Here is a 13,878-nt window from a genome sequence, read left to right as displayed (position 1 = left end):
GCCCAGGGCCATAGCTGCAGAAAGGCCTGCATAACTACCGCCGATGATAATAACATCTAATGTTTGTTCATGCTCCATAAAGCGAAGGTAAATAAAAATGAAACAATGTTGCAAATATATTTACCTGCCTGGTACCCGGGTATATTTTGATGGAAGGATCACTGATAACGAAGTACATTTTAATAACAGCAGGTTGTAGCCCTGCTTACTGCATCAACGTTTTAAAGCGGCCGGCGCCGGTGTATATTTCCGCCTTCAGATCGCTTAAGATGGAGTACAGGCCAAAGTAAGTACGGTTCACATACAACGAGTGGCGGGAGCCGCGGGCTACCTTGGAATCACGTACTTCTTTCAGGTTGTACACATAATCCATATAGGCATATATTTCCCGGAAGTACGCTTCATTGCCAAAGTCAAAGCTGGTTACGGTAAAAGGCAGCGTAAGCAGGTCTATCATCTTCTGGAAAAGCCCGGAGAAAAACGCAATTTCCTTATCCGTATCAGATGGGTGGATCATTTCCAGGTTGGTATAGATCTGCATCCGTTTAGCTTCATCCTGCAGGATGGTTTTATCTACCAGCATAAAATAGTTGGAGTAAAAATCCTCCGGTATTTCCTTTATGCAGCCAAAGTCAAAAATGCCTACTGTACCATCATCCCGCATCAGGAAGTTACCGGGGTGCGGATCGGCATGCACTTTTTTCAGCTGGTGCATCTGGAAATCGTAAAAGTCCCACAGCGCCTGCCCAATGCTGTTGCGCACTTCCTGTGAAGGGTTGCGTAGCAGGAACTCCTTCAGGTGAAAACCTTCCAGCCAGTCCATGGTAATAATACGGTCAGAGGAAAGCTCCGGGTAATAGCGGGGAAATACCAGGTTGGGAATATGCGCGCAAAGGGCCGACAGCTCAACGGAGCGGCGCAGCTCCAGCTGGTAATCGGTTTCTTCCAGCAGCTTGGTTTCGATCTCGTCAAAATATTTATCCATATCCACCTCGCTCATGCCCACAATGCGCACGGCAAATGGCTTTACAATGCGCAGGTCGGACTTTACGCTGTTGGCCACACCGGGGTACTGGATCTTAATAGCCAGCTGCTGGCCGTTCTTCCAGGCTTTGTGCACCTGCCCGATGGAGGCGGCATTGGAAGCATGCAGCTCAAACTTATCGTATAGCTGTGAGGGTGATTTACCCAGCGTTTTTACAAAAGTGTTCACTACCAGCGGCCCGGAAAGGGGCGGTGCGCTGTACTGCGACATGGCAAACATATCGGTGTAAGCCTTGGGCAGCATGCCTTTATCCATGCTTAACATCTGCGCTACCTTTAAGGCGCTGCCTTTCAGCTGGCTAAGGGTATCGTAAATATCTTCCGCATTATCCGCATGCAGCTCTTCCTTGCTGAGAGAAGGATCTATGAGCTTTTTGGTATAGTGCTTTAAATAGTTGGAGCCTACTTTTAATCCCGTGGTTATAAAACGTCCAGCCCTTTCCACTTTGCCGGTCGGGATATTGGATTGTTCCTTCATTTGATCTTAGATTTTAGATTTACGATTTTAGATTTAAGGGAGGTTATACTGCACCATCTAAAATGTAAACCAGCAATTTATTTTAGATTTACGATTTTAGATTTGGCTGACCACAAGATCAGCTTAGGAATACGACCTTACCTGATTGACGTATGAATACGGTTTTTATTTTATAGTATCCGCTTCAATCAAATCTAAAATCGTAAATCTAAAATCGTAAATCCGCTCATTTTCCGGTAAACATGAATTTACCAAAATCAAAAAGGCTATCCAGCGTATTGGAAGCAATCAGCTGGAAGCTCAGGTGCACGGCCTTTTCAATGGCGGCATCCGTCATTTCAAAACGCTCGCTGCTGTCGTTGATCCAGTAGCGGAGCACAAACAGCGCCTGCACCCAGAAGCCATGTACGTATTGGTCGGAAATGTATTTGCGTTCCTTGATCTCGCTGGTCTGGTAACCTTCTTTCACCAGGTCTTCCACATATTTGTAAAAAGCCTTTTTAAAGGTTTCCAGCTGGCCCTGGTGTAGTACAGGGAAGCGGAATTTTTCCTGCTGCAGCAGAATGTAGCTACGGTCGGCTTTCAGCTTTTGCACCCACATAAAGTAAAAGGTGAGCAGCTTTTCGCGGGCGGAATAATTCCGGTAAATTTCATCTCCCTGCAGCTGGTTAATGGTATCCTCAAAAATACCCAGCCATATATCTTTTTCTACTGCTTCCAGGGAGCTGTAAAGGTCATAAAAAGCCGGTTCCGGCAGGCCTACTATCTTACAAAAAGCGTATACGGAAACAGGTGGTTTGCCATTCTCCAGCAAGTATAATTTATAAGCGTCGCGTAGCTGTTGTTTGTCCATTTTTGAAAGTTTTTAGCGGTTTGGGCATAGGGGGTTCTCAAGCCTCACAAAATTACGCCAAGACGGTGGATAATGAACAGGCAGCCGCAAATTTGCTGTTGCGCGGATGTTAAATAAAAGCTAAAAACTAGCGGACGGTCTTCAGCACCGTAAACAAAGTGTCATAAAAGGGTTTTGCCTGCTCAAACATGGGAAAATGACCGGATTCCTGGATCCAGTGCAGCTGAATGGAGGGGCGTATAATTTTCAGATCATAGGTATAAAAGGCCAGCGCATCCTGCCGGCCGGCAATCACATGAACAGGGCCTTTGTAACGCGGCAGGGTTTTGCTTACATCATAGTGCACCCGGAACAGATCCTGGATCAGCAGCTGCCGCATTTTTATGTTGGGTTTACCGGCGTTTATCTTTTTCAGCATGCTGTCCAGCATACTTTTATTGTAAATGTAAGAGAGGCGCCCCAGCTTATCCAGCTCAAGAGAATCTGCGGCGCCGGCACGGCCGCCGCTCACTTTTGTAGTCAGCGAATCCAGAAGCTGCAGGTCGGTCAGGCCAAGCCGTACCCGCAGGTTGGCAACATGCACTGCAAAATTTTCCTCTGATATTTTATAATATCCCGGGTTAGCCAGCACCAGCGTTCTTACCCGCTCGGGGTACGCGGCCGCAAAGCACATAGCCAGCATAGCACCCCAGGAATGCCCGTAAATAATGCCCTGCTGAATGTGCAAATGATCCAGCAGGCGTTTTACATCTTCCACCTCCGCCTGCAGGGTAATAGTAGTGGAATCAAAGGGTGTGGGAATGGAACGGCCGGTGCCCCTTTGCTCCAATAAAATGCTTTTATAGGATCTGCTTAACGTAATGGCTACTTCCTCCTGCTGTAAATAAGAGTTGCCGGGACCGCCGCTTAAAATTATTACCGGCGTGCCGGTACCGTAGGTATGATAGTACAAATATCCCTGAGCATATTGAAGAGAATCCATTTGCTGTGCGTGCAGGGGATGGGCCAGCAGCACGATGGCTAACAGTAACAGAACGGTTTTCATAAATTATGGCAATTGGTGTAAATTTAGGAAAAGAACAGTGTTATGAGAAAGTTTTTGAACGGAGGCCTCTTTTTAATAATGGCCATTACCTGCTGTGGCCAGCTATCTGCCCAGGATAAGAAAAAAGACAAGATAAAAAACCTGGTAGCCAACCAGTCTTATGTATTTAAAGCACAAACGGCCCTGCCTATGAGCGGCCGCACGCGGCAGCTTACCAGCGAGTATGATGTGAAGGTTGCCAAAGATTCTGTGATCACCTGGCTGCCTTACTTTGGCCGTGCCTATACTGCGCCGCTGGATCCCAGCAAGGGCGGTATCCAGTTCACCTCCCGTAAATTTGATTACACGGTGAATAACGGCAAAAAAGGAGGCTGGAATATACAGATCAGCCCAAAAGATGCGGATGATGTACGGCAAATGGTGCTGATGCTTTCTGAAGATGGTTACGGCACCCTGCAGGTAACCAGCAATAACCGGCAGCCTATTATGTTCAATGGTTATATAACGGAGAGGGAGCCACGAAAACAAAAATAAAAGCCACCCCCTGCCAACTTTTTAGAAAATATTTGTGGAAATGATGTAATTTCTTCCCTATGATCGTTTTTCAGTAACCCTAACCCTCAAAAACGTATAGTACATGCATTTCCTCAAACGCTGGATGTTTGCTATCCTCCCTTTAATATTAGCAGCTACTGCCTGTGCCCAACAGCCGCCCGGAACAGAAGTATTGTGGGATACCTATGGTGTGCCGCATGTATATGGTAAAAGCCTGGCCGGTATGTATTATGGTTTTGGCTGGGCACAAATGCACAACCATGCCAACCTGCTGCTGCAGCTCTATGGGCAGGCCCGGGGCCGCAGTGCCGAATACTGGGGAGAAAAGAACCTGCTCCGTGACGAGATCATTCACTTATTCAACATACCGCAGCTGGCTAAAGAACATTATGCCAGGCAAAACCCGGTTTTCAAAAGCTGCCTGGATGCTTTTGTAAAAGGTGTTAATGCTTATGCCAAAGCGCACCCGGAAGCTATCGGTGAAAAATTTAAGCAGGTGCTGCCCATACAGCCCACTGATGTTACGGCGCATGCCCTGCGGGTATTGTACATACAGTTCCTGGCTATAGACGATATTGATGAAGCTATGCAGGTGGCAGGGCGTGGCTCCAATGCCATTGCCATCGGGCCATCCCGCTCCGCTTCCCGTAATGCTATGCTGCTGGCCAACCCGCATTTGCCCTGGGCCGACCTGTACCTGTTCTTTGAGGCGCAGCTCAGCGGGCCGGGATATAACGCCTACGGCGCTACGCTAATAGGAATGCCTACCCTGGCCATTGCATTTAATGAGCACCTGGGCTGGACGCATACCGTGAACACCATTGACGCCTCTGACCGCTATATATTGCAGCTGAAAGACAGCAATACATATATCCTGGATAATAAGCCGGTACGGTTCTTACAAAAGAACATTACGTTAAAAGTAAAAAAGGAAAATGGCAGCCTGCAATCGCAAACCATACCACTGCTGTACAGCAAACAGGGGCCGGTAATAATGGGAAAGAACGGAGAGGCCTATGCCGTGCGTATTGCCGGCATGGAGCGCCCGGACATGATGTACCAGTGGCACCAGATGGGTGCAGCCGGGAACTGGGCACAATTTGAGGCCGCACTGAAGCTGATGCAGCTGCCCATGTTTAACGTGATGTATGCCGATGATGCCGGCAATATTAATTACTTCTTTGCCGGTAATGTACCGGTACGTGCGCAGGGTAACTGGGATTTCTGGCAGCAGCCGGTAGATGGCAGCAAAAGTACCTACATCTGGCAGCAAACGCACCCTTATAAGGATCTGCCCAAGCTGCATAACCCATCCACCGGTTTTTTACAGAATGCCAATGATCCGCCCTGGACCTGTACGTACCCTGCCTTGCTGGCCCCTGCCAGTTACCCTTCGTATATGGCTTCCCGTAACACCGGCCTGCGCCCGCAAAGAGCGCTGAATATGATCCGGAAAGACAGCTCCATTACCTACGAAGAGCTGATAGCTGATAAATACAATACCGGCATGGAAGCAGCCGACCGTTACCTGGATGAGCTGCTGGCTGCCGTAAAACAATACCCCGATACTGCCGCCACCCGTGCCGCCGTGGTACTACAGCAATGGGACCGGGCCACAGATACTGCCAGCACCGGCGCGCTGTTATTTACCCACTGGTTTGATAAGCTGAAGCCTGGCATGATCCGTACCCCTTTTGATCCTGCACAACCGGTAACCACACCGGCCGGCCTGAAAGATCCTGCCGGCGCAGTAAAGCTGCTGGCGGCAGCTGCCGCGGAAGTGCAACAGCAATATGGCCGCCTGGATGTGCCCTGGGGCAGCCAGGCCCGTATGCGCTTCAATAAGCGGAACTATGCCGGCAACGGCGGCGCCGGCCACTATGGCATTTTCCGGGTGATCGATTACCAGGAAGATGAGGACAAAAAATACACCGCCTACGGAGGAGATAGCTATGTAGCCATTGTGGAGTTCAGCAAACCCCTGAAAGCCCAGGTACTACTGAGCTATGGTAATGCCACCCAGCCGGGTAACAAGCACCTGGGCGATCAGCTGCAGCTGCTGTCGCAAAAGAAATTGCGTACCCCCTGGCTGCAGCGCAGCGAGGTAATGGAACACCTGGAAGAAAGAGAAACACCTTAATATTTATGTATATTGAGGGATCATCATTTTAAGACACAAAAACAATTACGAATGAAACGTCTTTTATTATTCCCCGTTGTGTGCCTGCTGTTACAATTCTCCTATGCACAATCCAAAGATGAAGCAGCCGTTACACAGGCAGTAGAAAACCTGCGTAAAGCCATGGTAGATGGTGATAAGGCTGCGCTGGAAAAATTATCTGACAACAGGCTGAGCTATGGGCATTCCAATGCTAACCTGGAAGATAAGGCTACTTTTGTTGGGAACATTGTAAGCGGAAAATCTGATTTTGTTAAGATAGACCTGAGCGGCCAAACCATTACCATAGTTGGCAATACCGCTATTGTACGCCACGTGCTGGATGCGGAAACCAATGATGGCGGCAAACCCGGTACCGTGCATTTACGCGTGCTGCTGGTATGGGCAAAAGAAGGCGGCCAATGGAAATTGCTGGCCAGGCAGGCCGTAAAGGAGCCGGTGAAGTAATGCCGGATTTTTCTCTTTGGTAATAATTAACTACTTTAAATATTCAGAATACACCAGGTAACCATAAATATTTAAAGCCCCCCAATGAGAAAAATAAAAAGGCTCCTTAGCATTTTTACCCATTCTGTATATAAATCAAGAAAGACACAACAGGCGGACCTTTTATTGCTCGGAAAAATACTTTCCCGGCAAAATAAGGCGTTGCAGCAGGTGAATAACCTGGCTGAAACCGAGTTCCGGGTTTTCTCTCAAACCGGTGACGACGGCATTATTCAATACCTGATCAGCAAGGCTCAGATCTCCGACCGCACATTCGTGGAGTTTGGGGTAGAGAACTACATTGAATCCAATACCCGGTTCTTACTGGTTAATGATAACTGGTCTGGTTTGGTGATCGATGGCTCAGAGAAGCAGATTGATTTCATAAGAACAGATGATATCTACTATCAGCATGACCTGACCACTCTTTGCGCATTTATTACCAGTGAAAATATCAATGAGCTGATCTCATCCGCCGGGATCTCAGGTGAGATCGGGCTTTTGAGCATTGATATTGACGGGAACGACTATTGGATCTGGAAAGCCATTAACGTGGTAAGCCCCACCATTGTAATTGTTGAATACAACAGCGTGCTGGGAGCTGAGCGCGCTATTACGGTACCTTATAAGCCGGATTTCATTCGTACAAAAGCACATTACAGTAACCTTTACTTTGGCACTTCTCTAAAAGCATTATGCTTACTGGCTGAAGAAAAGGGCTATGCTTTTGTGGGCTCTAATTCTGTTGGCACCAATGCATACTTTGTAAAAAAAGAAAGATTGGGCAGCCTGGCGCCCAGGAGCGCGGAAGAAGGTTATGTGCAATCAAAGTTCCGGGAAAGCCGGGATGTGAACGGGAACCTTACTTACTTAAGCGGAAAGCACCGGTATAACCTTATTAAAGGCTTACCGGTGTATAATGTAATAACAGGGCAGGTGGAGGCGCTGTAAGCACGGCCTTACAGGCACCATCAGCAAGCATAAATGGCCATTCTGATACGGAATGGCCATTTTTATTTAACGCCCGTTATTTTTACCAGGGACAGCCTGCCGGTTCCGGGAAGTACTCTTCACTGATAAATTTTCCTGTTGGCCCATCCTGACCGATCAGCGCGTATTTGACAATGCGCCCGCCTGCCTCCTGAACGGTGCTTGTACCCTGGTGGTTAGTGAAATCAGTTTTCGTATATCCCGGGCAAACCATGTTCACTTTAAAGGATGTATTGCGAAGCTCATAGGCCAGGTTAATAGTGTACATATTAAGCGCTGATTTGCTGGATTGATATGCTGCAAGCTTGTAGTCATAACCGCTGCCGGAAGGATCGGCTGCCAGGGTAAGCGAAGCCATGGCAGTGGTTACATTAACGATGCGCGGTTCGGTTGCTTTCTTCAACAGGTTAATAAATGCCTGTGTTACCCTGATCACACCAAATACATTTGTTTCATACACGGTTTTGAACTGATCAACGGTGGTATCCAGCGCTGATTGCTGAAACCCGCCTGAAATGCCGGCGTTATTGACCAATACATCAAGAACGTTCGTTTTGCTGCTTATTATTGCAGCGGCGGCATTTACTGATGCCTGATCGGTAACATCCAGCTGAACGGCTTCGATGCTGTTAATTCCCTCAGCCCTGAGCTTTTTTACTGCAAGCAGCCCGCTTTCCGGGTTGCGGCTGCCTAAATAAACAAAAAAACCATTTTGTGCGAGCTGTTTCGCTGCTTCAAAGCCAATGCCTTTATTGGCGCCTGTTACTAGTGCTGTTTTCATTTGATCACTCTTATTAAATTACTTTAACAAAAGTATGCGCCCTGCGGCTGGCCGGGGCGGACAAATCATTTGAATAGCTGGACTAATCGTGATGCTCTGCCAGGAATGCGCTGATACTTTTACCGGTACTTTTTTTGAATAGCCTTGAAAAATAATCAGGATCATTGAAGCCCAGCTCGTATGCGAGCTCTTTGACTGAAAAGCCGGAATATTGCAGCTTTCGCTGCGCTTCCAGCATAAGCCGGTTCGTCATCCATTCTTTGGGTGAAACACCTGAGAACTCTTTAACAATGCCGTACAGGGTGCTGGTGGTCATGCCTAATTTTTGGGCAATGGTATGTACATCATGCTGATCGGTGAGATGGGTTTCCACGGCAAGCTTAAAAGCAATGTATTTGTTTAGCTTGGGATTGGCTGCCGCCGCCTGATCGCTTTGCTCAAAGTAGGCGCTGTTGAACTCTGTTAAAAGCGTGTTCAGGTGCGCCAGTATGATCTCTGTTTTTGGCTGCCGGCCTTTCATATGAAGCAGCTGGAACAGGTTGGAAAAAATGGATTTCACACGCACTTTGGCATCCGCATCGAAGGTGATGGTGTTGGTATTCAGAGGATCCAACAGAAAAGGGAAGGGGTTGGGAAGAAGCGCAAGCGTGCTTTCATCAAATCCTATTTTATAGTTCGGATGGTGATGATTACCGGCCGGATTACAAAAGACCTGGTTAGGCACACCGAAGATCAGCTGGCTGCCGGAGATGGTAATATCCTGCAGATCTATCTTATACGTTTCTGAACCCTGATCCAGGAATACAAAATAGTAAAAGGACAGCTTATGCGGCTTTAGCAGCTGCTCCAGGATATCCGGGGGCACTTCGATCTTACAGTCTTCATTCACTGTGATATCCAGCCTGTGGTGGTGTTTCATCCGGTTGATCATTCCTTCTGTTTTCTGCATCTGTTCTCCTGCTTTATACAAATTTAGTATACCCTCACTATTTCTTCACCTTTGCATAATCAAATACCAGCTGGCAAAATACTTTCACGCCTACATCCAGTTTAGAATCATCTATATAAAAATCAGGCGTATGGTGTGCAGCTGCTTTGGCAGGATCCTGCCCGGCAGGCATACCGCCCAGGAAAAAGAAGAATGCCGGGGCTTTATCTCCAAAGAAAGAAAAGTCTTCCGCGCCGGTGGTCCAGTCGGTTTCATATACATTCTCTTTGCCGGCAGCAGCTTCAATAGAAGGCGCCATTAATTTCACCAGTGCGGGGTCGTTATAGGTTACCTTGGTTTTGGTATCAATGCTTACTTCCGCGGTGGCGCCGGATGCTGCTGCAATATGGGTGGCCATCAGCTTCATTTTTTCATGCACCATTTGCTGCATTTTACTGTCCAGCGTGCGGATGGTGCCTTCCATCACCAGCTCTTCGGGAATAATGTTACTGCGTACGCCGCTGTGGATTTTTCCAACGGTGATCACTACCGGCGCTTTGGTAAGCTCTGCCTGCCGGCTTACAATGGTCTGGAAGCCCTGTATGATCTGCGCAGCCACTACCACAGGGTCAATACCGCTCCAGGGCTGTGAGCCGTGCGACTGCTTACCTTTTACCTTTACCACGAACCAGTCGCTGGAAGCCATCTCCGCGCCGGATTTATATTTCACCTTACCAATGGGTGTTTGAGAGTTAATGTGCAGGCCAAAAATGGCATCTACCTTCGGGTTATCCATCACACCTTCTTTGATCATTAAAGGTGCGCCGCCTTCTTCTGTACCGGGAGGGCCTTCTTCAGCCGGCTGAAAAATGAACTTCACGGTGCCGGGTATATCTTTTTTCAGGCTGCTTAATACTTCGGCGGTGCCCAGCAGTATGGCAATGTGGGAATCGTGTCCGCAGGCATGCATTACCGGCACCTGCTGGCCCAGGTATTCTGCTGAATCGGTGGATTTGAACGGCAGGTCGGCCCTTTCGTATACGGGCAGGGCATCCATATCTGCCCGCAAAGCTACTACGGGACCCGGCTTGCCGCCTTTTAAAATGGCTACTACGCCGGTTTTGCCAACACCGGTTTGCACATCCAGCCCCAGCTTTTTAAGATGGGCGGCCACAAAAGCGGCGGTTTTGTATTCCCGGTTCGATAGTTCCGGGTGCTGGTGCAGCTGCCTTCTCCAGGCCACTACAGAATCTTTTACACCGGCCACACGCTGATCCAGCTCTTTAACTTGTGCCAGGGCCAGTACAGGAGCGATGAGGGCCAGGAGGAATAGCGGGTTTCGCATAGACGACTAGATTTTGGTGAATTACGAATTGTCAGTTACGAATGGTGTAGTACGTAACTGAGGTTGGTTATCTAAATAAAGCTAAAAGTGTATAAGGTATAAAAAATACCTCAACTACAAAACACCTTCTATTCGTAATTCCTTAATCCGCAATTATAAACATCCTGTTATTAACAAATCATATTCAATTCATAATTGATAATTCGTAATTTTCCCCCATGACTACCTTTCTAAGTTGTGACTGGGGTACTTCCTCCTTTCGGTTAAGATTAGTACAGGCGCTGGATCTGGACATACTGGCCTCCGAGATCTCGGGCCAGGGCATTGCCCCTACCTGCCGGGCCTGGGAATCCGGCGGCCCGCGGGACCGTGCCGGCAGATGGGAATTTTATTTGCAGGTGATCCATAATGCTATTACCGCTATTGAGCAACGCATCGGCTATACGCTGGAGCAGGTGCCGGTTATTATTTCCGGCATGGCTTCCTCTTCCATCGGTATGCTGGAGCTGCCTTACGGCGCCCTGCCCTTTAGCGTGGACGGCGCCAATGTGCATACGCATTATGTAGCGGCTACCGCAGATTTCCCCCATGAAACATTCCTGATCTCCGGTGTACGCAGCAAGCTGGATGTAATGCGCGGGGAGGAAACACAATTGGTAGGCTGCATCAGCGATGACCTGGCCCTGGCCGATGCCGGGACCTTTATTTTCCCGGGCACCCATTCCAAGCACATACAGGTAAAGGAACGTCAGGCCGTGGAGTTCAAGACCTTTATGACCGGTGAGCTGTTTGAGCTGCTGCGCCGCCAGAGCATACTGAAAGATGCCGTTGCCGGGCATGAAGCCCCGCTGATCGTTACTACCAACAGCTCTTTCAGCCAGGGAGTGCAGGATGCGGTAACCTTACCTTTGCTGCATGCCGCCTTCCGCGTTAGAACGCATCATTTATTCGGCAGCTTTACACCGGTGGAGAACCTGGATTACCTGAGCGGCCTTTTGATAGGGGCAGAGCTGCAGGAATTATTATTTACAGACCCCGGCACCCTGTACCTTTGTGGTGGCGCTCACCTGCAGCAGCGATATGCTACTGCATTATCGGTATTAGGATTAACCAATGTGGTGGTATTTTCCGCCGCATGGACGGAGGAAGCCGTGATCCGCGGGCAGTACAGGATCTTTAACCAGTTAAACAGCTAAGCCATGCCACATACTTTTTCCCCTGCGTTGTTTGATCAGATGCCTGTTGTGGGCATTCTGCGCAATGTGCCGCCGCTAACGGTGCCGGTGCTGGCGCGGTATTACCATGCAGCCGGGTTAACCACGCTGGAAGTGACCATGAACTCGGAAGAAGCCCTTACCACCATTACCCGGCTGGTACAGGATTTTGGAGGACAGCTGAACATAGGCGCCGGTACGGTTTGCACACCGGACGACCTGGAAAAGGCCCTTGCCGCCGGCGCGCAGTTTATTGTAACACCCATTTTACAGGAGGAGGTGATCCGTGCCTGCATACAGGCGAAGATCCCTGTATTTCCCGGGGCTTATACACCTACAGAGATCTATAAAGCCTGGCACCTGGGCGCTACCATGGTAAAGGTGTTCCCTGCCACAAAGCTGGGCGCTTCCTTTATTAAAGAAGTGCTGGCGCCTATGGATTACCTTAAACTATTGCCTACGGGCGGTGTTACACCGGATAATTTTACGGATTTCCTGGATGCAGGCGCTAAAGGGCTGGGCATGGGCAGCCAGCTGTTTTCCCGGCAGCTGATAGAAGAAGGGGAGTGGGAAGCGCTTTCCAATATATTCAAACAAGTAGTGGAACGATATAATACCTATAGAAATAACCTTAACAACAAATAACATTACATGCCCGGAGTAGTACTCATTACCGGCGCGTCTGCCGGATTAGGCGCGGCCATTGGCAACTATCTTACTGAAAAAGGATTTACAGTGTATGGCACCTCCCGCAGCATTCAGCAGGAAGGGAAGAAGTTCCGTACCCTGGTGATGGATGTTTGTAATGAAGCCAGCATACAACAGGCCATTCAAACTATTTTACAGGAGCAGCCGCGCATAGATGTGCTGATCAATAATGCCGGCGTGGGCATTGCCGGCGTGGCGGAATACCTGTCGCTGCAGGATGTGCAGAAAACATTTGACACCAATGTGTTTGGGGTGATCCGTACCTGCCAGGCCATACTGCCGCATATGCGCAGCCAGGGTAAAGGATTGATCATTAATATCAGCTCCATAGCAGCAGAAGCGGGATTGCCCTACCGGGGCGTGTACAGCGCCAGCAAGGCAGCTGTGGACCGTTTCACAGAGGCGTTACGTTTAGAGACGGGCACCTATGGCATACAGGCCTGCTGCGTGCAGCCCGGCGCCGTGCATACGGATATTAATGCCAACCGTATTAAAACGGCGGTACCGGCAGATTCTCCCTACAAAGCCAGCTTTGACCGTGTATATGAAACCATAGATGCCAGCATAGACCATGGTTTGCCGGCGGAGCAGTTTGGCCCGGTGATAGAAAAGATCATTAATTCGCCTTACGTAAAACGTTATTACCGCGTGGGCAAACCCATAGAAAAATTTTCCGTGATCCTGAAAAAATGTTTACCCGAACGCACATACGAACGTATGATGCGTAAGTACTACAACACCTGATCACCGCAGACATTGTGCAGCGGGCCGGCTGCAAAATAATACGCCTGCCGGTCTTCAATTTTTTAGAAAAAAAGAGGCATTTTTTTGTAAGTTGGCATTGACAACAATTTAGAAAGGAAGGCAGTTTCCACGTTAACGTATAAACGGATATAGTAATGTCTACATACAGAAGTTCGAACTGGTTTGGAAAGAAAGACAAGATGGGCTTCATCTACAGAAGCTGGATGAAGAACCAGGGTTTCCCGGAAGATCTATTTGATGGCCGTCCTGTGATCGGCATTTGTAATACCTGGTCAGAGCTGACGCCCTGTAATGCGCACCTGCGCGATATTGCAGAAGTGGTGAAACGCGGTGTATATGAAGCGGGCGGTTTTCCCGTGGAGTTCCCGATCATGTCACTGGGCGAGACCCTGCTGAAACCCACCGCCATGCTGTTCCGCAACCTGGCCAGTATGGATGCGGAAGAATCGATCCGCGGTAACCCGGTGGACGGGGTGGTGCTGCTGACCGGCTGCGATAAAACCACAC

The 13,878-nt window shown here is 48.9% G+C and carries 14 protein-coding genes; 8 read left to right on the top strand and 6 right to left on the bottom strand.

All coding sequences use genetic code 11. The features are described 5' to 3' along the window. Nucleotides 1–205: 205 nt before the first annotated feature. From VIM87_RS04375 to VIM87_RS04365, 3 genes are all read right to left on the bottom strand, one after another. Nucleotides 206–1,522 (bottom strand): AarF/ABC1/UbiB kinase family protein, encoded by a 1,317-nt coding sequence (locus VIM87_RS04375; RefSeq protein WP_331995797.1) that lies wholly within the window; start codon nt 1,520–1,522, stop codon nt 206–208. Nucleotides 1,523–1,748: 226 nt separating this feature from the next. Beyond that, nucleotides 1,749–2,375, bottom strand: coding sequence for a TetR family transcriptional regulator C-terminal domain-containing protein (locus VIM87_RS04370; RefSeq protein WP_331995796.1), 627 nt, complete (start codon nt 2,373–2,375; stop codon nt 1,749–1,751). Between the two features lie 127 nt (nt 2,376–2,502). Further along, the gene (locus VIM87_RS04365; protein ID WP_331995795.1) at nt 2,503–3,420 is read right to left on the bottom strand and encodes an alpha/beta hydrolase; all 918 of its coding nucleotides are present in this window, start codon (nt 3,418–3,420) and stop codon (nt 2,503–2,505) included. Nucleotides 3,421–3,462: 42 nt separating this feature from the next. On the opposite strand from VIM87_RS04365, the gene VIM87_RS04360 reads away from it, so the two are divergent. The 4 genes from VIM87_RS04360 (at nt 3,463) to VIM87_RS04345 (ending at nt 7,591) form a co-directional block, all read left to right on the top strand. Further along, nucleotides 3,463–3,954 carry a DUF4251 domain-containing protein gene (locus VIM87_RS04360; protein WP_331995794.1) on the top strand — a complete coding sequence of 164 codons (492 nt, stop codon included), beginning with the start codon at nt 3,463–3,465 and terminating at the stop codon, nt 3,952–3,954. Nucleotides 3,955–4,057: 103 nt separating this feature from the next. Beyond that, nucleotides 4,058–6,115, top strand: coding sequence for an acylase (locus VIM87_RS04355; protein WP_331995793.1), 2,058 nt, complete (start codon nt 4,058–4,060; stop codon nt 6,113–6,115). Nucleotides 6,116–6,166: 51 nt separating this feature from the next. Then, entirely contained in the window at nt 6,167–6,601 is a 435-nt protein-coding gene (locus VIM87_RS04350) for a nuclear transport factor 2 family protein (RefSeq protein ID WP_331995792.1), read from the top strand. Between the two features lie 84 nt (nt 6,602–6,685). Continuing rightward, a complete protein-coding gene (locus VIM87_RS04345; protein WP_331995791.1) occupies nt 6,686–7,591 on the top strand; it encodes a hypothetical protein in 906 nt (301 codons plus the stop codon). 82 nt (nt 7,592–7,673) lie between these two features. Here the strand turns inward: VIM87_RS04345 and VIM87_RS04340 are convergent, their stop codons facing one another. The 3 genes from VIM87_RS04340 to VIM87_RS04330 form a co-directional block, all read right to left on the bottom strand. After that, entirely contained in the window at nt 7,674–8,411 is a 738-nt protein-coding gene (locus tag VIM87_RS04340) for an SDR family oxidoreductase (protein ID WP_331995790.1), read from the bottom strand. Between the two features lie 82 nt (nt 8,412–8,493). Next, on the bottom strand, nt 8,494–9,360 hold the full coding sequence (locus VIM87_RS04335; protein WP_331995789.1) for an AraC family transcriptional regulator: 867 nt from the start codon (nt 9,358–9,360) through the stop codon (nt 8,494–8,496). A gap of 37 nt (nt 9,361–9,397) precedes the next feature. Then, nucleotides 9,398–10,684, bottom strand: coding sequence for an amidohydrolase (locus tag VIM87_RS04330; protein ID WP_331995788.1), 1,287 nt, complete (start codon nt 10,682–10,684; stop codon nt 9,398–9,400). Between the two features lie 218 nt (nt 10,685–10,902). Between VIM87_RS04330 and VIM87_RS04325 the strand changes: the two genes are divergently transcribed. The 4 genes from VIM87_RS04325 to VIM87_RS04310 all read left to right on the top strand — a co-directional run. Then, nucleotides 10,903–11,880: a 2-dehydro-3-deoxygalactonokinase gene (locus VIM87_RS04325; RefSeq protein ID WP_331995787.1), complete on the top strand. Its 978-nt coding sequence runs from the start codon at nt 10,903–10,905 to the stop codon at nt 11,878–11,880. 3 nt (nt 11,881–11,883) lie between these two features. Then, nucleotides 11,884–12,543 carry a bifunctional 4-hydroxy-2-oxoglutarate aldolase/2-dehydro-3-deoxy-phosphogluconate aldolase gene (locus tag VIM87_RS04320; RefSeq protein ID WP_331995786.1) on the top strand — a complete coding sequence of 220 codons (660 nt, stop codon included), beginning with the start codon at nt 11,884–11,886 and terminating at the stop codon, nt 12,541–12,543. A gap of 6 nt (nt 12,544–12,549) precedes the next feature. Further along, nucleotides 12,550–13,350: an SDR family oxidoreductase gene (locus VIM87_RS04315; RefSeq protein ID WP_331995785.1), complete on the top strand. Its 801-nt coding sequence runs from the start codon at nt 12,550–12,552 to the stop codon at nt 13,348–13,350. A 155-nt stretch (nt 13,351–13,505) separates the two neighbouring features. Further along, the coding region (locus VIM87_RS04310) for a dihydroxy-acid dehydratase (protein WP_331995784.1) at nt 13,506–13,878 on the top strand (373 nt) is incomplete at its 3' end.

It is taken from the genome of Chitinophaga sp. (genome assembly GCF_036569125.1).
Lineage (GTDB): Bacteria > Bacteroidota > Bacteroidia > Chitinophagales > Chitinophagaceae > Chitinophaga.
This window is presented reverse-complemented; position numbering and strand designations above follow the sequence as displayed.

Excerpts from the sequence above, each read along its gene's own strand:
- VIM87_RS04375 (WP_331995797.1), bottom strand. The coding sequence starts at position 1,522 with ATGAAGGAACAATCCAATATCCCGACCGGCAAAGTGGAAAGGGCTGGA.
- VIM87_RS04370 (WP_331995796.1), bottom strand. The coding sequence starts at position 2,375 with ATGGACAAACAACAGCTACGCGACGCTTATAAATTATACTTGCTGGAG.
- VIM87_RS04365 (WP_331995795.1), bottom strand. The coding sequence starts at position 3,420 with ATGAAAACCGTTCTGTTACTGTTAGCCATCGTGCTGCTGGCCCATCCC.
- VIM87_RS04360 (WP_331995794.1), top strand. The coding sequence starts at position 3,463 with ATGAGAAAGTTTTTGAACGGAGGCCTCTTTTTAATAATGGCCATTACC.
- VIM87_RS04355 (WP_331995793.1), top strand. The coding sequence starts at position 4,058 with ATGCATTTCCTCAAACGCTGGATGTTTGCTATCCTCCCTTTAATATTA.
- VIM87_RS04350 (WP_331995792.1), top strand. The coding sequence starts at position 6,167 with ATGAAACGTCTTTTATTATTCCCCGTTGTGTGCCTGCTGTTACAATTC.
- VIM87_RS04345 (WP_331995791.1), top strand. The coding sequence starts at position 6,686 with ATGAGAAAAATAAAAAGGCTCCTTAGCATTTTTACCCATTCTGTATAT.
- VIM87_RS04340 (WP_331995790.1), bottom strand. The coding sequence starts at position 8,411 with ATGAAAACAGCACTAGTAACAGGCGCCAATAAAGGCATTGGCTTTGAA.
- VIM87_RS04335 (WP_331995789.1), bottom strand. The coding sequence starts at position 9,360 with ATGCAGAAAACAGAAGGAATGATCAACCGGATGAAACACCACCACAGG.
- VIM87_RS04330 (WP_331995788.1), bottom strand. The coding sequence starts at position 10,684 with ATGCGAAACCCGCTATTCCTCCTGGCCCTCATCGCTCCTGTACTGGCC.
- VIM87_RS04325 (WP_331995787.1), top strand. The coding sequence starts at position 10,903 with ATGACTACCTTTCTAAGTTGTGACTGGGGTACTTCCTCCTTTCGGTTA.
- VIM87_RS04320 (WP_331995786.1), top strand. The coding sequence starts at position 11,884 with ATGCCACATACTTTTTCCCCTGCGTTGTTTGATCAGATGCCTGTTGTG.
- VIM87_RS04315 (WP_331995785.1), top strand. The coding sequence starts at position 12,550 with ATGCCCGGAGTAGTACTCATTACCGGCGCGTCTGCCGGATTAGGCGCG.